The sequence below is a fragment of the Niveispirillum sp. KHB5.9 genome, from assembly GCF_048066115.1.
Lineage (GTDB): Bacteria > Pseudomonadota > Alphaproteobacteria > Azospirillales > Azospirillaceae > Niveispirillum.
This window is the reverse complement of sequence record NZ_JBLTYX010000016.1, coordinates 70492-90499: the sequence shown is the minus strand read 5'-3', so window position 1 is coordinate 90499 and position 20008 is coordinate 70492. Positions and strand designations below refer to the sequence as shown.

At 65.5% G+C, this 20008-nt stretch carries 14 protein-coding genes; 5 read left to right on the top strand and 9 right to left on the bottom strand.

Going from position 1 to position 20008, the window contains the following annotated elements; all coding sequences use genetic code 11:
- Positions 1 to 14 precede the first annotated feature (14 nt).
- The 3 genes from ACM9HJ_RS22465 (at position 15) to fcl (ending at position 3263) form a co-directional block, all read left to right on the top strand.
- A complete protein-coding gene (locus ACM9HJ_RS22465) occupies positions 15 to 1121 on the top strand; it encodes a hypothetical protein (RefSeq protein ID WP_416574004.1) in 1107 nt (368 codons plus the stop codon).
- Positions 1122 to 1226: 105 nt separating this feature from the next.
- Positions 1227 to 2267 (top strand): GDP-mannose 4,6-dehydratase, encoded by a 1041-nt coding sequence (gene gmd / locus ACM9HJ_RS22460; protein ID WP_416574003.1) that lies wholly within the window; start codon positions 1227 to 1229, stop codon positions 2265 to 2267.
- A 21-nt stretch (positions 2268 to 2288) separates the two neighbouring features.
- On the top strand, positions 2289 to 3263 hold the full coding sequence (fcl, locus tag ACM9HJ_RS22455) for a GDP-L-fucose synthase (RefSeq protein ID WP_416574002.1): 975 nt from the start codon (positions 2289 to 2291) through the stop codon (positions 3261 to 3263).
- Between the two features lie 176 nt (positions 3264 to 3439).
- Here fcl and ACM9HJ_RS22450 read toward each other — a convergent pair whose 3' ends face one another.
- From ACM9HJ_RS22450 to ACM9HJ_RS22410, 9 genes are all read right to left on the bottom strand, one after another.
- Positions 3440 to 4495: a LacI family DNA-binding transcriptional regulator gene (locus ACM9HJ_RS22450; RefSeq protein ID WP_416574001.1), complete on the bottom strand. Its 1056-nt coding sequence runs from the start codon at positions 4493 to 4495 to the stop codon at positions 3440 to 3442.
- A 106-nt stretch (positions 4496 to 4601) separates the two neighbouring features.
- Complete coding sequence (locus ACM9HJ_RS22445; RefSeq protein WP_416574000.1) at positions 4602 to 6011, bottom strand: sugar porter family MFS transporter; 1410 nt, start codon at positions 6009 to 6011, stop codon at positions 4602 to 4604.
- A gap of 65 nt (positions 6012 to 6076) precedes the next feature.
- Positions 6077 to 7864 carry an IlvD/Edd family dehydratase gene (locus ACM9HJ_RS22440; RefSeq protein WP_416573999.1) on the bottom strand — a complete coding sequence of 596 codons (1788 nt, stop codon included), beginning with the start codon at positions 7862 to 7864 and terminating at the stop codon, positions 6077 to 6079.
- Positions 7861 to 8742 (bottom strand): SMP-30/gluconolactonase/LRE family protein, encoded by an 882-nt coding sequence (locus ACM9HJ_RS22435; protein ID WP_416573998.1) that lies wholly within the window; start codon positions 8740 to 8742, stop codon positions 7861 to 7863. The genes ACM9HJ_RS22440 and ACM9HJ_RS22435 overlap by 4 nt, the downstream gene beginning before the upstream one ends.
- Entirely contained in the window at positions 8739 to 9500 is a 762-nt protein-coding gene (locus tag ACM9HJ_RS22430) for an SDR family NAD(P)-dependent oxidoreductase (RefSeq protein WP_416573997.1), read from the bottom strand. The genes ACM9HJ_RS22435 and ACM9HJ_RS22430 overlap by 4 nt, the downstream gene beginning before the upstream one ends.
- A gap of 49 nt (positions 9501 to 9549) precedes the next feature.
- Positions 9550 to 10731: a fumarylacetoacetate hydrolase family protein gene (locus ACM9HJ_RS22425; protein WP_416573996.1), complete on the bottom strand. Its 1182-nt coding sequence runs from the start codon at positions 10729 to 10731 to the stop codon at positions 9550 to 9552.
- 187 nt (positions 10732 to 10918) lie between these two features.
- Positions 10919 to 13315: a glycoside hydrolase family 3 N-terminal domain-containing protein gene (locus tag ACM9HJ_RS22420; RefSeq protein ID WP_416573995.1), complete on the bottom strand. Its 2397-nt coding sequence runs from the start codon at positions 13313 to 13315 to the stop codon at positions 10919 to 10921.
- A 277-nt stretch (positions 13316 to 13592) separates the two neighbouring features.
- The gene (locus ACM9HJ_RS22415) at positions 13593 to 15542 is read right to left on the bottom strand and encodes a sialate O-acetylesterase (protein WP_416573994.1); all 1950 of its coding nucleotides are present in this window, start codon (positions 15540 to 15542) and stop codon (positions 13593 to 13595) included.
- Positions 15539 to 17662, bottom strand: a complete 2124-nt coding sequence (locus ACM9HJ_RS22410; protein WP_416573993.1) for an alpha-glucuronidase family glycosyl hydrolase — start codon at positions 17660 to 17662, stop codon at positions 15539 to 15541. Before ACM9HJ_RS22410 ends, ACM9HJ_RS22415 begins: the two co-directional genes overlap by 4 nt.
- A 368-nt stretch (positions 17663 to 18030) precedes the next feature.
- On the opposite strand from ACM9HJ_RS22410, the gene ACM9HJ_RS22405 reads away from it, so the two are divergent.
- Positions 18031 to 18756 (top strand): GntR family transcriptional regulator, encoded by a 726-nt coding sequence (locus ACM9HJ_RS22405; protein ID WP_416573992.1) that lies wholly within the window; start codon positions 18031 to 18033, stop codon positions 18754 to 18756.
- A gap of 28 nt (positions 18757 to 18784) precedes the next feature.
- Positions 18785 to 19993, top strand: a complete 1209-nt coding sequence (manD, locus tag ACM9HJ_RS22400; protein WP_416573991.1) for a D-mannonate dehydratase ManD — start codon at positions 18785 to 18787, stop codon at positions 19991 to 19993.
- Positions 19994 to 20008: the final 15 nt, after the last annotated feature.

Below are 20008 nucleotides of genomic sequence, written 5' to 3'. Positions count from 1 at the left end.
ACCCTGCCCGGTTGATGATGACCAAGCTTGTCTATCTGTGCGACTGGCTGCCGCCCGATTTCGGCGCCGTCGGCCAATATGCCGTGATGCATTGCCGCGAGCGCGCGGCGCTGGGGTACGAGGTCACCCTGGTCGGCCTGACGTCCGGTCGTGAAGCGTCGATGGAGGTGGAGCAGGTCGGCCCGGGCACCGTGCGCACCCTGCGTCTGCCGGCCCCGCCGCTGGACCGCGCCAGCCTGAGCCGCCGCCTGGCCTGGACCGTGCGCACCAATGCCATGCTGATCAGCCGGGCGTGGAAATACCTGTCGGCGGCGGACGAGATCCTGTTCACCGGGTCGCCGCCCTTCCTGCTGCATTTCCTGGTGCCGCTGAACGTGGTGCTGCGCAAGAAGCTGATCTACCGCATCGCCGACTTCCATCCCGAATGCCTGATCGCGTCGCGCACCAAGCCGTCCAAGGTGCTGGATGCCGCTCTGGCCCTGACCGTCTGGTTGCGCCGCCGGGTGCAGCGTTTCGAGGCGTCGGGCGAGGATCAGGTGCGCCTGCTGCGCCATTACGGCATCCCGGCGGAAAACATCGTGCTGAAGCGCGATCCGCCGCCGGTGGAACTGACCGGGGACGAGGTGCCGCTGGCGGTGCCGGATGAACTGTCGGGGAAGAAGGTCCTGCTCTATTCCGGCAATTGGGGCGTGGCGCATGATACCGACACCTTCATCGACGCCTATATCCGCCATCACCGCCAGGGCAGCGGCACCGTCGGACTGTGGCTGAACGCCATCGGCGCCGGCGCCGATGTGGTGGAACAGCGGTTGAAAGCCGAAGGCCTGCCCGTGGCGCGCGGCCGGCCGGTGCCGTTCGGTGACCTGGGACGGCTGCTGGCGACGCCCGATGCGCATCTGATCACCCTGCGCGACGGGTTCGTGGCCTATGTCATTCCGTCCAAGACCTATGGCTGCATCGCGTCCGGCCGGGATGTGCTTTATATCGGGTCGCCTCTATCTGATGTGGACCTGATCTGCCGCGAGGGCCAGCGCGACGGGCAGCGCTATATCCGCACGGATGTCGGCGACGCCGATGCCGTGTTCAATGCGCTGGAAACGTTGGGGAACAGTGCCCGTTGATCGGGCTGCCGCAACGCGGTATGAGCAGGGTTTGGTCGCCGCTGGCGGGGCGCTTGGGCGGTTTCTTTAATGCGATGGGCCAACCATCGCCCGGAGTATGCAAGCATGTCGCGTAAGGTTGCCTTGATCACCGGCGTCACCGGCCAGGACGGTGCCTATCTCTCGGAACTGCTGCTGTCCAAGGGCTATATAGTCCATGGTCTGAAGCGCCGCTCGTCCTCGCTGAACACGGCGCGCATCGACCATCTGTACCAGGACATCCATGAGCAGGATGTCCGGTTCCAGCTGCATTATGGCGACCTGACCGACAGCACCAACCTGATCCGCATCGTCCAGGAAACCCAGCCCGACGAGATCTATAACCTGGCCGCCCAGAGCCATGTGCAGGTCAGCTTCGAGACCCCGGAATATACCGCCAATGCCGACGGCATCGGCACGCTGCGCCTGCTGGAAGCCATCCGCATCCTGAAGCTGGAGGAGAAGACCCGCTTCTACCAGGCTTCCACCTCGGAACTGTATGGTCTGGTGCAGGAAGTGCCGCAGCGGGAGACGACGCCCTTCTATCCGCGCAGCCCCTATGCCGCCGCCAAGCTCTATGCCTACTGGATCACGGTGAATTACCGCGAGGCCTATGGCATGCATGCCAGCAACGGCATCCTGTTCAACCATGAAAGCCCGATCCGCGGCGAGACGTTCGTCACCCGCAAGATCACCCGCGCCGTGGCCGCCATCCATCATGGTCAGCAGGATTGCCTCTATCTGGGCAACCTGGACGCCAAGCGCGACTGGGGCCATGCGCGCGATTATGTCGAGGGCATGTGGCGCATCCTGCAGCAGGAGAAGGCCGAGGATTTCGTGCTGGCCACGGGGGAGACGCACACGGTGCGCGAATTCGTGGAACGTGCCTTCGGCCATGTCGGCCGCACCATCGAATGGAGCGGTTATGAGGTGGACGAGATCGGCCGCGACGCCGCCAGCGGCCAGGTGCTGGTGCGCATCGACCCGCGCTATTTCCGCCCCACGGAAGTGGATCTGCTGCTGGGCGATCCGGCCAAGGCCAAGGAAAAGCTGGGCTGGACGCACACGACCTCCTTCCCCGATCTGGTGAAGGAAATGGTTGAAGCCGACGTGAAACTGCTGGCCTGACAGCGGCCCCGGAGAGCAATGATGAGCGAGCTGAAGCCCTATGACCTGACGGGCAAGCGCGTCTGGGTGGCCGGTCATCGCGGCATGGTGGGCGGCGCCGTCGTGCGCCGTCTGGCCGGCGAGGGCTGCACCGTTCTGACGGCGACCCGCGACGAATTGGACCTCACCCGCCAGAGGCAAGTCGAGGAATGGGTTGCCGCCAACAAGCCCGACGCCGTCGTCGTGGCCGCCGCCAAGGTCGGCGGCATCCTGGCCAATAACAGCTTCCCGGCCGATTTCCTCTATGACAACCTGGTCATCGAGACGAACATCGTGCAGGCCGCGTTCCGCGCCAATGTGGAAAAGCTGCTGTTCCTGGGCTCGTCCTGCATCTATCCCAAGCTGGCGCCGCAGCCGATGAGCGAGGATGCGCTGCTGACCGGTCCGCTGGAACCCACCAACGAATGGTACGCCATCGCCAAGATCGCCGGCATCAAGCTGTGCCAGGCGTTCCGCAAGCAGCATGGTTGCGATTATATCTCGGCCATGCCCACCAACCTGTACGGTATCGGCGACAATTTCCACCCCTCGGGCAGCCATGTGCTGCCGGCCCTGATGGCCCGCCTGCATGATGCCAAGCGCGACCGGCTGCCGGAAGTGGCGATCTGGGGCACGGGCAAGCCGCTGCGCGAATTCCTGTATGTGGATGATCTGGCCGACGCGCTGGTGTTCCTGCTGAAGAATTACAGTGGCTACGACCATGTCAATGTCGGCACGGGGCAGGAGGTTTCCATCCGCACCCTGGCCGAGCAGGTGGCGGCCGCGGTGGGCTGGCAGGGAAGGTTCACCTTCGACGCGTCCAAGCCGGACGGCACGCCGCGCAAGCTGATGGACAATGCCAAGCTGAAGGGCTTGGGCTGGACCGCCCGGACCAGCCTGGCCGAAGGCCTGCGCCTGACCTATGAATGGTTCCTGGAAGAGGCGGCCAAGGGCGGGCTGCGGGGGATTGGGCACTGAGGGGCGCCTTCTCAATCCCTTCCCCGTCATCCCGGCGAACGCCGGGACCCAGGGGCCACAGGATCAAGCCTCTACGCTGCCTGGATCGAAGCTGCCGATAGGGGCGGGGCGCCTGGCCCCTGGGCCCCGGCGTTCGCCGGGATGACGGTGGAGAGAAGCGGAAGCGACAGCCCCCTTCACTCCACCGGGATCGTGCTTTCCCGCTTCACCAGCTTATAGGCCAGCAGCTTCTGTTCCGGCCCGTCGCTGCTGCCGCTGCGACCGGGCTGCCAGCGGTTGCGCATGGCGGTGGCCAGCGCCACGACGGCGGCCTTGCCCATGGCGGCGATGGGCTGGCGGATGGTGGTCAGGGGCGGCCAGACGGTGGTGGCGATCAGCGTATCGTCGAAACCGGCCACGGACAGGTCATTGGGTACGTCCAGGTGCAGGCGGTGGGCAACGGAGATGGTGGCTGCCGCCATGTCGTCATTGGCTGCGAAGATCGCCGTAGGGCGCGGTTCGGCGGTCAGCAGCTTTTCCGCCGCCTCCAAACCTGACGCATAATCATATTGGCCCTGCTCGGTCAGGATATCGGCCTCGGCGATGCCGGCCTCGGCGCAGGCATCCAGGAAGCCATGCAGGCGCATGTCGGATGCCGACTGGTTCTTGTTGCCCTTGATGAAGCCCAGGCGGCGATGACCCAGGCCGATCAGATGCTCCGTCATCTGCTTGGACGCCGCGTAATTGTCGATGCGGATGGTCGGCAAATGCGGGTTGGGCCGGCCGGTGGCCACGGCCACGGCGATGACATTCGCCTCTTCCAGCATGGTGAGGATTGGCTTGGACTCACACAGTGGCGGCGGCAGGATGAAGGCGTTGACGCCGCCGGCCAGCAGGCGGGTGACGGACGCCGTGGCCTTGGCCGTGCCGGCGCATTTCTCCACCACCAGCTGATGGCCCTCGCGGCTGCTCTCATCGAGCGCGCCCACCAGGAATTCCGACAGGTAGGCGCTGGACGGATTGGAATAGAGCAGGCCGATGCGCAGCACCTCCGACCCGGCCAGCCGACGGGCGGCGGGGTTGGGGGTGTAGTTCAGCTCGCGGATGGCGGCCTCCACCATGGCGCGGGTATTCTCGTTGACCTTGTCATCCTTGTTGATGACGCGCGACACGGTCATGGAGGAGACACCGGCACGGGCCGCCACCTCACGGATGGTCACCGCCTGCGTACCACGCCGTCTCTGTCGTTCCATGATGCCCCGCCCCTGGTGTCGGAAAACGCCCCTTTATCGGCCGGCCGCCTTGCTGGCGCAACCAATTCCGCCGGGGAGGTACCCCGGCGGAATGTCATGCGGAATATCAGCCTTCCATCTGCTCCAGCTCGCGGCCCTTGGTCTCATGCACCAGGGAGCGGACGAAGAAGAAGGAGATGGCGGCGAACAGCGCGTAGAAGCCGTACGCCCCCGTCAGGCCGATGGTGGTCAGCAGGATGGGGAAGGTCATGGTGATGCCGAAATTGGCCGTCCACTGCGCCAGACCGGACACCGCCAGACCGGAGCCGCGGATCTGGTTGGGGAACATCTCACCCAGCATGACCCACATCACCGGGCCCCAGGAGAAGTTGAACAAAACCGCATAGGCATTGGCGCTGATCAGCGCGATCAGGCCGATATTGTCGGACAGATGCAGCTTGCCATCGACCAGCGAGCCCGAGGCGAAGCAGACCGCCATGATGCCGAGCGTGACGGCCATGCCGGCCGACCCGATGATCAGCAGCGGCTTGCGCCCCAGCTTGTCGACCAGTGCCATGGACGCCAGGCAGCCCAGGATGGAGAGCGAGCCCGACAGGATGTTGATGCGCAGCGCGTCGGCCTCGCTGAAGCCCACCGCCTGCCACAGCACGGCGCCGTAATAGAACACGACATTGATGCCGACCAGCTGCTGGAACACGGCCAGACCGATACCGACCCAGACGATGGGACGGACCTTGCCGGTGACCTTGTCGATCAGGTCGGACAGCTTGGGTTTGTGATGGTCGGCGGCCAGGCTCTGGCGGATTTCCACCACCTTGGCGGCACCGGCGGCGGGGCCGAACAGGCGGGACAGCACCGCCTGCGCCTCGGCCTCACGGCCCTTCACCACCAGATAGCGCGGGCTTTCCGGGATGATCAGCAGGGCACCCAGGAACAGGGTGGCCGGAATGATCTGGGCCCAGAACATCCAGCGCCAGGCCTCATAGCCCAGCCAGAACGGCTCCGTCGACCCGCCGGCGGCACCGGCGATCAGGTAATTGCCCAGGAAGGCGCCGGTCAGGCCGGAGATGATCATGATCTGCTGCACCGAGGACAGCCGACCCCGGATGGAGGCGGGGGTCACTTCGGAGATATAGGCCGGCGACAGCACCGAGGCCGCACCCACGCCCAACCCGCCGATCAGGCGGCCGATGACGAAGATGGAGGCGGAATGCGCCCCGCCGGTCAGGATGGCGCTGATGATGAACAGCAATGCCGCGATCATCATCACCTTGCGGCGGCCGATAATGTCGGCCAGCCGGGCCGCGCTGAAGGCGCCGGCGGCACAGCCCAGCAGGATCGACGCGACATTGAAGCCGGTATCGACGCTGTTGGAATTGAAGGCCTTCTTCAGACCCTCCACCGTGCCGTTGATCACGCCGCTGTCATAGCCGAACATGAAGCCACCAATGGTCGCCACCGCCACGATTGCGGCGATGAAGCCCATGTTGACCTGTTCCTCCCTGGAACCGCTCATCTTGTTCTCCTGGTTATGTCCCTGCCGCAGCCGGCTTTGCCGGTCTGCGACTCCCCCGATTAATTTCAGTGATTATGCCGCGGCGTCTCGTCCGCCACGCCGCGGTACTTCAAGGCCATCTCCAGGCAGCCACCGCTGTCCAGCTGGCCGACATTGGCGCGATACAGTTCCTGCCACGGCGTCTTCGACGCCGGGATCGGCGGGGCCGGGTCCTGGGTCCAGCGCCGCACCATCTCCGCCTCGTCCACCAGCATGTCGCAGGTGCCCTTGTTGAGGTCGAGGCGCAGCGTGTCGCCGGTGCGCAGGATGGCCAGACCGCCGCCCGCCGCCGATTCCGGGCTGGCATTCAGGATGGACGGGCTGTCCGACGTGCCGGACTGCCGCCCGTCGCCGATGGTGGGCAGGCTCTTGATGCCCTTCTTCAGCAGGGCATCGGGCGGCTGCATGTTCACCACCTCGGCCGAGCCGGGGAAGCCCAGCGGACCGGCGCCGCGCACCACCAGGATGCAGTTCTCATCGATGTCGAGTGCGGGATCGTTGATCCGGTCATGATAATCGTCCGGACCGTCGAAAACGATGGCGCGGCCCTCATACACGCCCTCATGACCGGGGCGGGAGAGATAGCGCTGTCGGAAATCATCCGAAATCACCGACGTTTTCATGATGGCGAAGTCGAACAGATTGCCCTTCAGCACCAGGAAGCCTGCCCGCTGCATCAGCGGCTTGTCATAGGCGAAGATGACCTCACGGTCCGTCGTCTCGCAACCCTGGATATTCTCGGCGATCGACTTGCCCGACACGGTCAAACATGAAGTGTCGATCTTGCCGGCACCGGCCAGTTCGCACAGCACAGACGGCACGCCGCCGGCACGGTGGAACCGCTCGCCCAGATATTTGCCGGCCGGCTGCAGGTTCACCAGCAGCGGCACGTCGTACCCGTACTGGCGCCAGTCGTCGTGGGTGATCTCCACCCCGGCATGGCGGGCCATGGCCACGATATGTGGCTGGGCGTTGGTCGACCCGCCGATGGCGGCATTGGCGACGATGGCGTTGATGAAGGCCTGACGGGTCAGAATCTTCGACGGGCGCAGATCCTCATACGCCATTTCCACGATACGCCGGCCCGTCTCATAGGCCATCTGCCCGCGTTCACGGTAGGGTGCCGGGATGGCGGCGCAGCCGGGCAGGGACAGGCCCAGCACCTCGGCAATGGCGTTCATGGTGCTGGCCGTGCCCATGGTGTTGCAATGGCCGGCGGACGGGGCCGATGCGGCGGCCAGGTCCAGGAACTGTTCCTCGGTGATCTCCCCGGCGCCCAGCCGGCGGCGGCCGCGCCAGATGACGGTGCCGGACCCGACCAGTTCGCCTTCGAACCAGCCATCCAGCATCGGCCCGCCCGACAGCACGATGGCCGGGATGTCGACCGTGCTGGCCGCCATCACGCCCGACGGCGTGGTCTTGTCGCAGCCGGTGGTCAGGACCACCGCATCGATCGGATAGCCGTGCAGCACCTCCACCAGACCCAGATAGGCCAGGTTGCGGTCAAGGGCCGCCGTGGGCCGGCGGCAATTCTCGAAAATCGGGTGGACCGGAAACTCGAACGGAATGCCACCGGCATCGCGGATGCCATCGCGGGTCCGCTTGGCCAGATCGACATGGATGCGGTTGCAGGGCGACAGGTCGGACCCGGTCTGGGCGATGCCGATGATCGGCTTGCCCGAACGCAGTTCCTTGGGCGTCAGCCCGTAATTCATGAAGCGCTCCAGATAGAGCGCCGTCATGTCGGCCCGCCCCGGCGCATCGAACCATTCGCGCGAACGGAAGCGGCGGGTGGGGCGGTTATCGTCGGTCATGCGCGCACCTTTGCGGGCGGGAGACCCGCCACCGGGCTTTGGAAACTGAACAGGCCACCGGCCAACGGCTGCTCCATCCGTTCCTGATCCGACAGGCCCTTGGAGGCCGTGGTCACATAAACAGTGCGCAGGTCCGGCCCGCCGAAGGCCAGCTTGGTGATGTTGGAAACGGGCATGGGGACGGCGCCCAGCAGCGTGCCGTCGGGCGCGTAGCGGCGGATGGATTGCCCGAAGAACAGGGCGACCCAGACGCAGCCCTCGCTGTCCACCGCCATCCCGTCGGGATAGCCGTCATTCTCGCCGATCTTCGCGAAGGTGCGACGGTTGGCGATGCTGCCGTCGGGCAGGATGTCGGCGGCATAGACAGTCTGGGCCAGCGTGTCGGTATGGTACAGGATCGTGCCATCCGGGCTGGTCGCCGGACCGTTGGTGATGCAGATACCGTCCAGGATGCGGGCGGGCTCGCCACCGGTCCAGCGGTAGAAGGCGCCGCTATCGGCCTTCTCCGCATCATCCATGCTGCCGAACCAGACACGGCCGGTGGCATCGGTGAAACCGTCATTCAGGCGGTTGCCCGTCCGGTCGGTTTCCACGGAAACCAGAGGGGCGAAGCTGCCCGTGGCCGGGTCGAACTGGTGCAACCCGTGCGGCATGCCCACCACCAGCCCGCCGCCCTGGCGCGGCAGGACGAAGCCCGGCTGGTCCGGCGCACCCCAGGTGTCGCGCGTGCCGGTATTGGGGTCCAGGCGGTGGATATACCGCTTCTTGATATCCACGAACCACAGGACCGCCCGCTCGGCATCCCAGGTCGCGCCTTCCAGCAGGATGCCCTTCAGGTCCCAGAGGCATTCCGGATTGATGGAGGAAAGATCGGTCATCGCCACCCCGCATCGACGAAGTAATTGTGCGCCGTGCACAATCTCGCATCGTCGGACGCCAGGAATAGCACCATCGCGGCGATGTCGCGCGGTTCAACACGCTGCTTCAGGCACTGCAGGCCCAGCATGCGCGCTTCTTCCTCCGGATTGTGCCACAGGCGCATCTGGCGTGGGGTCTTCACCCCGCCCGGCACGACGCAGGTGACGCGGATATTATCCTCACCCAGGTCGCGGGCCAGGGCGCGGGTCATGCCCTCGATCCCCGCCTTGGCGGTCTGGTACAGGGCGATTTCCGGCAGGGCGAGGTGCCAGGAGATGGAACCCAGATTGATGATGGCACCACCGCCGGCCGTCTTCATCGCCGGCACCACCGCCTGGGTCGCGAAGAACAGGTGGCGCAGGTTCACCGCCATGCGGTTGTCCCAATATTCCGGCGTCACCTCCGCCACCGTGTGGCGGTCGTCATTGGCGGCGTTGTTGACCAGGACATCGATACCACCCTCGGCCGTGATAATGGCATCGATGGTGGACTTCACCGCACCCAGGTCGGTCAGGTCGCATGGGGTGAAGGTGGGGGCAACCTCCGCCCCCGCGAAGCTGGTGACCAGTTCCTCGCTGTCCTGGACCGCCACATCCACGAAATGGACGCGGGCCCCCTGGCGGACGAAGGCTTCCACCATCCCGGCGCCGATGCCGGAACCGCCGCCGGTGATCAGCACCCGTTTTCCGCGCAGGCTGGGGTAAATCGCATAGGTCATGTTGGATGGTCCAGGGTGGGGCGTTGCATGGGGGAAGGTTGGGGTGGGATCAGCCGCGCAAGAGGCCACGCTTGGCCAGGTTGCGCATCAGATCGCCGATGCCGAAATTCCACGCCGGCGCCTCATGGCAACCGGCAACCTTGTTGGACAGGCTGCCAAGCCGGGGGCTGGCGATCGTGACCACGTCGCCGCCCTTATGGGTGAAACCCTTGCCCGGGGCGTCGCGATCGTCGATGGGCGCGAAAAGCGTGCCCATGAACAGCACGAAGCCGTCGGGATATTGATGGTTCTTGCCGATGGTCTGACCCACGAGGTCCAGCGGATCACGGCTGATCAGCGCCATGTTGGACTTGCCGTTCAGCACGAAACCGTCGGTGCCGGTGACATTCACCGACACTTCGGCATTGCGCACATCATCGATGCTGAACGTGCCGTCGAACAGGCGGATGAAGGGGCCCAGCGCGCAGGACGCGTTATTGTCCTTGGCCTTGGACAGCAGCAGGGCCGAACGCCCCTCGAAATCGCGCAGGTTCACGTCATTGCCCAAGGTGGCGCCATGCACGCGGCCCTTGCCATCGACGGCCAGCGCCACCTCCGGCTCCGGATTGTTCCAGTCGCTATCGGCGCGCACGCCGATATAGGCACCCCAGCCCACCGACGACAGGGTCGGGCCTTTGGTGAAAATCTCCGCATCCGGGCCGATGGCCACTTCCAGATATTGCGACCACAGCCCATCGGCGATCAGCGCCTGTTTCAGCGCGGCCGCCTCGGTCGAGCCGGGCTTGACCGCGCGCAGGTCGGTGCCGATGCGGGCCGACAGGTCGCTACGGATCTCGTTGGCCTTGGCGTAATCGCCGCGCGCCCGTTCCTCGATCACCCGTTCCAGGGCCGACACGGCGAAGGTGACGCCGGCGGCCTTGATGCACTGAAGATCGATCGGGGACAGCAGCAAAGGCGCACCGGGCAGCGCCTCGCCCCATTGCAGCGCCACCTTGATCGTGCCGGCATCGCCCAGATCCTGGCCACCGGTGGGCAGGGCGCCATCGGGCAGGTTGTTCAACAGGTCGGACACGGTGGGGGCCACACCCGACAGGTCGAACAAATGCCCGCCCTTGATCATCACCGGCGTCGGTCCCTGCCCGAAATCCAGCCGCCCCAGCAGATGCGCATCACGCCAGTCCGCGGGCAGGAAATCGGTCAGCAGGGCGGGGGACACGGGCGACGAAGACATGGGACACTCTCCCAGATAGAGGGACGACTTTAGTCGATATGGGTGAGAATTGATAGCGGTAACAGGGTAAAACCAAATGGTTTTATGCCGTAGGTCAGGTCGAGCGCAGGCGAGCCCTGACATTTCCTCGCACTGTCGCTTGTCAGGGCTCGGACTTTGTCCTCGACCTGACCTACGGCTTACTTGCTTAAACCACTTTCAATTCGACCGGCTTCAACTCGACAGAGTCGAATCCGGCGCTGATGGTGAAGATGCCGGGTTCGACCACGCGCTTCATATCCAGGTTCCAGAGCGACAGATCGTCCGGGGTCAGGGTGAAGCGCACGGTGGTGGACGCACCGGCCGCCAGCGTTACACGCTGGAACCGCTTCAGCTCCTTCACCGGCCGCGTCACCGACGCCTCCTCATCCCGGACATAGATCTGGACCACCTGATCGGCGGGGCGGGAACCGGTATTGCGGATGGTGACGGAGACATCGACGCTGTCGCCCGTGCCGATCTGGCCGCGCGACAGGACCGGCGCCTCCAGCTCGAACGTCGAATAGGTCAGACCGAAGCCGAACGGGAACAGCGGCGTGACATCATCGAACAGGTAGCCGCGCCGGGCCGACGGCTTGGCATTGTAATAGACCGGCAGCTGGCCGACGGAGCGCGGGATGGTGATGGGCAGCTTGCCGCCCGGCGAGACTTTGCCGAACAGCACGTCGGCCACGCCATTGCCCGTTTCCTGGCCCAGATACCAGCCTTCGATCAGGGCGTCGGCCTTTTCCGCCAGGCGGTTGACGGCCAGCGGCCGGCCGTTCAGCAGCAGGACGATGATTTTCTTGCCCAGCTTGAACATCTCTTCCGCCAGGTCGGACTGGCGGCCATAGAGGTCCAGGCTGGCGCGGTCGCCCAGATGCGACTTGGCCCAGGCCTCGCGGCTCAGCTGCTCATTCTCGCCCAGGACCAGCAGGATCGTGTCGGCGCTGGCGGCCTTGGCCACCGCTTCCTTGATCAGGGCGTCATTCTCCGCATCGGGAATGGGCTCGACCTTGTCCTCTTCCCACACCCGCTGACGGGTCAGGCGCACGCCTTCGGCATACTCGACCTTCAGGCCCTTGGCGGCTGCCTGCAGGCCTTCGATGACGGACACCACCTTGCGCGGCACTTCCGAATAGCCGCCGATGGGCGTGTCCTTGGCATGAGTGCCGACGACCAGCAGGGTACCAGCACCGGTCGGGTTCAGCGGCAGGGCGTTGTTCTGGTTCTTCAGCAGCACCATCGACCGGGCCGCCGCCTCGCGCGCCAAAGCAATCGCGTCCGGCGTGGCGGTCAGCTTGTCCGCCACCTTGGCATCGACATAGGGGTTCTCGAACAGCCCGGCCTCGAACTTCATGCGCAGGATGCGGCGCACGGCGTCGTTGATCTGGGCTTCCGACGCCTTGCCCTCGCGCACCAGACCGGGCAGCAGCGGGTAGCCTTCGCCATCCGGCAGCTCCACATCCACCCCGGCATTCAGCGCGCGGACCGCACCATCGGCCAGGTCACGGGTCATGTGGTGGACGGTGTTCAGCTCGCGCACGGCGAAATAATCGCTGACCAGCGCGCCCTTATAGCCCCATTCCTTGCGCAGCACCGTATCCAGCAGCCATTTGTTGGCATGGCTGGGGACGCCATCGACCTCGTTATAAGACGGCATGATGGCGCGGATGGGCAGGTTCTTCACCGCGCGTTCGAACGGCACCAGGAAGTTTTCGCGCAAGGTGCGCTCGGAAATGGGGGCGGGGCCGACATTGGTGCCGCTTTCCGGCTGGCCATGGCCGGTCATGTGCTTCAGCGTGACCAGAACCTTGTCCTTGGCCAGGGGCAGAGAGGTGCCCTGGAAGCCCTTCATCGCGGCCAGGCCCATTTCGGAGACCAGCCACGGGTCCTCGCCATAGGTTTCCTCCGTCCGGCCCCAGCGCGGGTCGCGGACGATATCGACCACGGGGGCCAGGGCCAGATGCACGCCGCGCAGGCGCATCTCCCGCGCGGCCACGCCGAAGATGCGCTCCAGCAGGGCGGGGTCCCAGCTGCTGGCCAGGGCAATCGATTGCGGGAAGCTGGTGGCGCCACGGGCCACGAAACCGTGCAGCGCTTCCTCATGGAAGATCATGGGGATGCCCAGGCGCGTCTGTTCAACGGCCCATTTCTGGGCGGCGTTGACATAGGTGGCGGCTTCCAGGCCCTCGCGGTTGATGATGTTGGCCTTGGCGCCGGCCGCGATGGGCGCGCCGTCCTTGTCCACGGCCCCGACGCGGTCGCCGGGGCGGGAAATCTGGCCCAGACCGTTGGGGAAGCTCTTGGCGGCCCTCTTGGCGTCGAAGCCGCCCTTCTCGTTATTGACCAGCTTCTTGTCCTGCCAGATGCCGATCATCTGGGCCACCTTCTCCTCCAGCGTCATGCGGGAGAGCAGGTCCTCGATACGGACATCGATGGGCAGGGACGGGTCGCGATAAGGCTCTTTCCCGCGTGCGAAGGCGACGCTGGCGGGGATGGCCGCAGCGGAGGTGAGCGCCAGCAGGCTGGCGCCGAACAGTCGGCGGGACAGCTTGGGTGTCATCGGTAATTTTCCTCCCGGTATATTCTCGCAACTGCCGCCCTCTGCCGGGGCGATGGTAGCGCTATCATTGAGGGACTGTGACACGGATGTCAATGCGGGTGTTGGAACGCGAAACGCTTCCACCTTCTCTACCGTCACCCCGGCGGAAGCCGGGGCCCAAGTGACAAGCGCTTCGCTCTACGATTTGGGCCCCGGCTTCCGCCGGGGTGACGGTAGAGAGTGCGGCAATGTTGTACTTCTGTTTCATCTGGCAAGCTGAGGAACCCTTCCTTCCCCCTCACTTCACAACCGCCTCGAACGGCCCCGCCGGCAGGCGCGCGCCGTCATAGAGGTTGCAAACCGGGCTGTCGGCCCAGCAGTAACGCACCCGTACCGCCGGACCGTTGCCCACGGGCAGGGTCACCGTGTCCCCCGACAGGGTGGCGTCGATGAAGCGGCAACTGCCCGCCGCCTCCCCGCATAGTTCGAACCCCAGCGGGCGGTGATAGCCCAGGGCCCCCAGCTTGCCGTCGATATCGGTGAAGCGCACCGACACGGTATCGCCGCTGCGCGTGACGGCGGCGGGAAGGGGGCCAGACCCCGTCACCGCCTCTCCGCGCAGCAGTTTCTGTGCGGCACGGACCAGACGCTTGGCCACGATCTGCTTGTTGGCGGGGTGGATGTCGTACCAGTCGCCCACCCCCAGCGCCACGGCCAGTCCCGCCTTGGGATCGGCGGCCACCGCCGCCCGCTGGCTTTCGCGCAAGGCCGCCCAATTGCTCTCGACCGGCTTGTCGGACGGGTAGCCCCATTCCGGCAGCTGCACCACCAAGAAGGGCAGGTCGGCCCCGAACTGCCGGCGCCAGTCGCCCATCAGGCCGGTCAGCAGCGCCTTGTATTTCTGCGGCTGGGCGGCGTTGCTTTCGCCCTGGTACCAGAGGGCGGCACGGACGCCATAGGGGCCGATGGGGGCCAGCATGGCATTGTGGATGGTGGACAGGCCGTTGACGGTGCCCCAGGGGGCCTGTGGTGCGCGGGATGTGTCCACCGGTGTGGGCTGGTACTGCCACGGTGTAGCCAGGGTCAGCAGCGAGCCGTCGGCCAGCTCCACCGCCTGGGCCTCCGCCGAGCCATAGAGCCCGCCATCGCCATAGCCGTCCAGGATGGCGATGGTGATGGTGTTGGCCCCCGCCTTCAGCGTGCCGGGCGGCAGGCGGTAACGGCGGGGATCGCCGGGGCCGTACAGGCTGCCGACGGCCGTGCCATTGACCCAGGTGATGTCCAGATCATCGATGGGACCCAGGCGCAGGGCGGCGGCCCCCTTGGCCTGTGCTTCCGTCAGGGTGATGGTGGTGCGCATCCAGACCAGGCCGTTATAGGCGGCCAGCTCGGGCACCCCCCAGCTTTCCCATGGGCGGAAGGTGGCCGGCGCCTCGCGCCAGCCTTCGCCCTGGCCGTACGTCTCCAGCCAGAGATCGCCCTTGCCCAGGGGCCGCCACCAATCCACCCAACTGTCGGTGAAGCCGCGCACCCCGTCGATGACATCGCGGTCATAGCGGGCCAGGAAGGACAGGGGCTTTTCGTAGCCGTCCTGCTTGCGCAGGGCCTCGGCCCCCGTCCAGGCCTCGATCGTGGAGCCGCCCCAGGCGCTGTTGATCAGACCGACGGGCACATCCTCCAGCTTGCGCATCTCCCGCCCGAAGAAATAGCAGACGGCCGACATGTCGCCGACATTCTTCGGCGAGATGGGCTGCCAGCTGACCGGCTTGCCGAATTGGCGCTTGGGCGTGGTGGCCGTGTCGCGTTCGACATTCAGATAGCGCATCAGCGGCTGGTTGGCGCGGGTCCCCGTCTCGTTCCAGGCATCCAGGGAGCGGCGGACCTGCATCTCCATGTTGGACTGGCCGGAACAGAGATAGACGTCACCGACCAGCACATCCGTCGCCGATTGCTCGGCGCTGGCGGTCTTCGCCGTCAGGGTGAAGGGGCCGCCGGCCTTTTGCGCCGGCAGGATGGCCTGCCAGGCGCCGTCCTTGCCGGCTTTCGCCGTGGCCTTGGCGTCGCCCAGGGTGACGGTGACGCTCTCCCCCGGTTTGGCATCGCCCCACACCTTGATCGGGGCGCCGCGCTGCAGGACGCCATGATCCTGGAACATCGGATGCAGCAGGGGGGCTTCGGCGGCGTGGGTGGGCAGGGGGGAGAGGGCGAGGAGGGTGGTGAGACCCAATATCGAAGCGTTCTTCTTCATTTTCCATCTCCCGGCGCGAAGGGGAAGCTCAGGGACTGGTAGTAGGACAGGCTCTGTGGCGGCGGTTTCTCGCCCGGCGGCAAAGGCAGGCCGTGGAAGGATTGCCAATAGGCCACGCTGGCATCGCGCCACCATTGCGCTTCCCGTTCCTGGATCGCCAGGAAGGCGGCGGTCTGGGTCCAGCGCGGCCCATCCACCTTGTCCTTCAGCCCGTCCCAGGTGCGGCGCATGCCGGACACGGTCTGGATGCCGTGACCATAGCGGTACAGCAGCTCCGCCCAGAGCGTGCGGCCGGTGGACAGTTTCTCCTGCCAGCCGACATGGTGGAACCAGAGCAGCAGTTCCGGCGGCGTGGTCTTCACCTTGTCGAACCGGTCGGCCCAGACCTTGGCATATTGATCCACGGCCCCGCTGCCCTTGCGCGTACGGTCGAAGCCGATCCCGTCCTTCGTGGCACGGTGGTAATAGACCGAGGTCCAGTCGGCACGCGGGCCGCCATCGACCCAGGGGGCCGGGCCGTAATGATGACCCCGGCCCATCAGGTGATGCAGGCCCAGCGGCGTCATATATTCCACCACCGCCTCGTGTGACGGCAGCATCATCGACAGGATGGGATCGACCAAAGCCCGGTCGGGGCCGAAGGTGGCGGCGATCCATTCGCGTGCGATGGCATCGGATGTCAGGTCATGGTTCCAGGCCAGGCGACCATAGGCGTACCAGTTGGCCTGGTCGAAGACCGATCCGGTCCAGTTGCGGTCGCTGCCGATATTGGCCACACCGGCCATGGCCGACAGCTTGTGCCCGTCCAGGCTGCCATCCACCACCTTGGCGACGGTCGCACCCTGTTTGGGCCGGAAGGTGTCTGCCGCCAGCGTTTCCTTCCACATCGGCGCCAGATAGGCCAGATGGGTGGCGAAGCCCAGATATTCCTTGGTGATCTGGAATTCCATCATCAGCGGTGTCTTGGGCATGGCGCCGAACAGCGGGTGGAAGGGCTCGCGCGGCTGGAAATCCACCGCCCCGTTCTTCACCTGCACCAGGACATTGTCGCGGAACGTGCCGTCCAGGGGCACGAATTCGCTATAGGCCTGCTTGGCGCGGTCGTCGGGCGTCTCATGGCTATAGACGAAGGCCCGCCACATGATGATGCCGCCATGGGGCGCCACGGCATCGGCCAGCATGTTGGCCCCGTCGGCATGGGTGCGGCCGTAATCCTGGGGCCCTGGCTGTCCCTCCGAATTGGCCTTGATCAGGAAGCCGCCGAAATCGGGGATGATGGAATAGACCTCATCCGCCTTGGCCTTCCACCAGGCCACCACCGCCGGGTCCAGTGGGTCGGCATTGGCCAGCCCGCCGATCTCCTTGGGTGCTGAAAACCGGGCCACCAGATAGATCTTGATGCCATAGGGCCGGAAGATATCGGCCAGCGCCTTCACCTTCTCCAGCCAGGGGCGGGTCAGGATGGTGGCGTTGGCGTTGACATTGTTCACCACGGTGCCGTTGATGCCGATCGAGGCGTTGGCGCGGGCATAGTCCTTATAGCGCGGGTCCTGCCAGTCGGGCAGCTTGTGCCAGTCGAAGATCGATTCGCCGGCGTAACCGCGCTCCACATAGCGGTCCAGATTGTCCCAATGGTTCAGGACGCGGCGGTCGATGCGCGGCACCTCCCGCACGGAAAGGGCCGTCAGCGGCCCTTGTTCCTGGGCCAGCCGCAGCAGATGGAAGGCGCCATAGAGCAGGCCGGTCTTCGTGCCGGCCGCGATCACCGTGCGGTCCTGGACGCTGCGGATGACATAGCCGTCATTGCCCAGGCCCGACAGGTCCAGCCCCAGGGACTTGATCGTCGGATCATCGGCGGTGCCGACCAGCACCTTGCCACCAGCGGCCACCGGCACGGGCCGGCCCAGCAGGCCGGTCAGGCCCCGGGTCAGTTCCGTCACGGCGGTGCTGCCGGCATCGGCTGCCGCCACGCTGCCCAGGCGTGTTTCCGCCTGGGACAGGGCATTGCCCGCCAGCGGCCGGAACCGCAGCCACAGATCATAGCCATCTTCGGCAAAGACAGGTGCCGCCAGACCAAGGGCGAGCATCAGGCCCGCCAGCAGGCGTCCAAGCATACGCATTCTTCCTCCCTGCCGCCGGCCTGTTTATGTCGGGCCGGTCATTGCATGTGCTCTTTCTTCATCATCCTGGCGACAAGCCGGGACCCAGGGGCCACAGGATCAAACCTCGAAGCTGTCTTGATCAAAGCGGCTGTAAGGTCGGGCGTTTGGCCCCTGGGTCCCGGCTTGTCGACGGGATGACGAGGTGAGCTGTCTTGCGGGAAATTATGGTAGCGCTATCAGAAATCCGCAACAGCGCTCTTGACCGTCACTGGTATGGTAGTATACATGAATGGTAACGGCAACGGCGTTGTTATGATTGCCGCCGAAACCTCGACCGGGAAATACCGGGGCCGGGGCTCGGGAATGAATATCAGGGAGTGAAGCGCTTGGAACGGGACCAGGAACGGCCCGGCCTGCGGCCGATCGATATGGACAGCACCGAACCGGTGGCGCGCCGCGTCTTCCGGGAGTTGCGCCGCGCCATCGTCCGCATGGTGTTTCTGCCGGGCCAAGCCTTGTCGGAGCAGGAGATCGCGGACCAGCTGGGCGTCAGCCGTCAGCCGGTGCGGGAGGCATTCATCAAGCTGGCGGATGCCGGCCTGTTGCAGATCAAGCCGCAGCGCGGTTCCTTCATCGTCAAGATTTCGGTCCGCCAAGTGTTCGACGCCCGTTTCGTGCGCGAAGCCGTGGAAATGGCCGTTGTTGCCCGTGCGGCGGCGGAGGCCACGCCCCGGCATATCGATGATTTCCGTGTCAACCTGAAGCAGCAGGCCCGCGCCATCGAGGAGCGCGACCATGCCCGTTTCATGGAGCTGGACGAGGCTTTCCACCGCTCCATCGCGCTGTCGGTCGGGTGCGACTATGCCTGGCGCGTGGTGGAGGAGACGAAGGCCCAGATGGACAGGGCCCGATACCTGTCCATGACCGATGCCACGCCGCTGCCGCGCCTGATCGCGCAGCATACATCCATCGTGGATGCCATCGCCGCCCATGACGCCGATACGGCGCAGGCGGCCATGCGCACCCATCTGCGGGAAATCCTGGCCTCGCTGCCGGAGCTGGAGAAGCGGTTTCCCGCCCTGTTCAACCATGACATTCCGGACCCGCCATAAGGGCAGGGGACCGGGGGAGCCGCCGTCGATGCGCATCACCAATGCCTATTGCATCGTCACCTCGCCGGGACGCAACTTCGTGACGCTGAAGATCGTCACGGATCAGGGCGTCTACGGCATCGGTGACGCAACCCTGAACGGGCGTGAACTGGCGGTGGAAAGCTATCTGACCGACCATGTCATCCCGTGCCTGATCGGCCGCGATGCCCATCAGATCGAGGATATCTGGCAGTATCTGTACAAGGGTGCCTATTGGCGCCGCGGCCCCGTCACCATGTCGGCCATCGCGGCCGTGGACATGGCGCTGTGGGACATCAAGGCCAAGGCGGCCGGCATGCCGCTCTATCAGCTGCTGGGCGGCAGGAGCCGCGAGGGCGTGATGGTCTATGCCCATGCCAATGGCCGCGACGTGCCCGAGGCGCTGGACCGCGTCGCCTATTACAAGGAGAAGGGGTTCAAGGCCATCCGCGTGCAGACCGGCGTGCCGGGCCTGGACAAGGTCTATGGCGTGCAGAAGGGGGAGGCGTATGAACCCGCCATCCGCGCCGGCACGCCCGACGAGACGCTGTGGGCGACCGAGCCCTATCTGGATTTCGCGCCCAAGCTGTTCGAGGCGGTGCGTGACAAGTTCGGCTGGGACCTGCACCTGCTGCACGACGTGCATCACCGGCTGACCCCGATCGAGGCGGCCCGGCTGGGCAAGTCGCTGGAACCCTATCGGCTGTTCTGGATGGAGGACCCGACACCGGCGGAGAACCAGGAGAGTTTCCGCCTGATCCGCCAGCACACCACCACCCCGCTGGCGGTGGGCGAGGTGTTCAATTCGATCCATGATTGCCGGGAGCTGATCCAGAACCAGCTCATCGACTATATCCGCGCCACCCTGGTCCATGCCGGCGGCATCACGCATCTGCGCCGCATCGCCACCCTGGCCGATCTGTACCAGGTGCGCACCGGCTGTCATGGCGCCACCGACCTGTCGCCCGTCTGCATGGGGGCGGCCCTGCATTTCGACAGCTGGGTGCCGAATTTCGGCATCCAGGAATACATGATCCATGCGGAAGTGACCGACGCGGTGTTCCCCCATGCCTACAGCTTCAAGGACGGGTACCTGTACCCGGGCGAAGTGCCGGGCCATGGGGTGGATATCGACGAGGAACTGGCCGCGAAATACCCCTACACGCCGGCGTACCTGCCCGTCGCCCGGTTGCGCGACGGCAGCATGTGGAATTGGTGATGATGTTACGCCCTC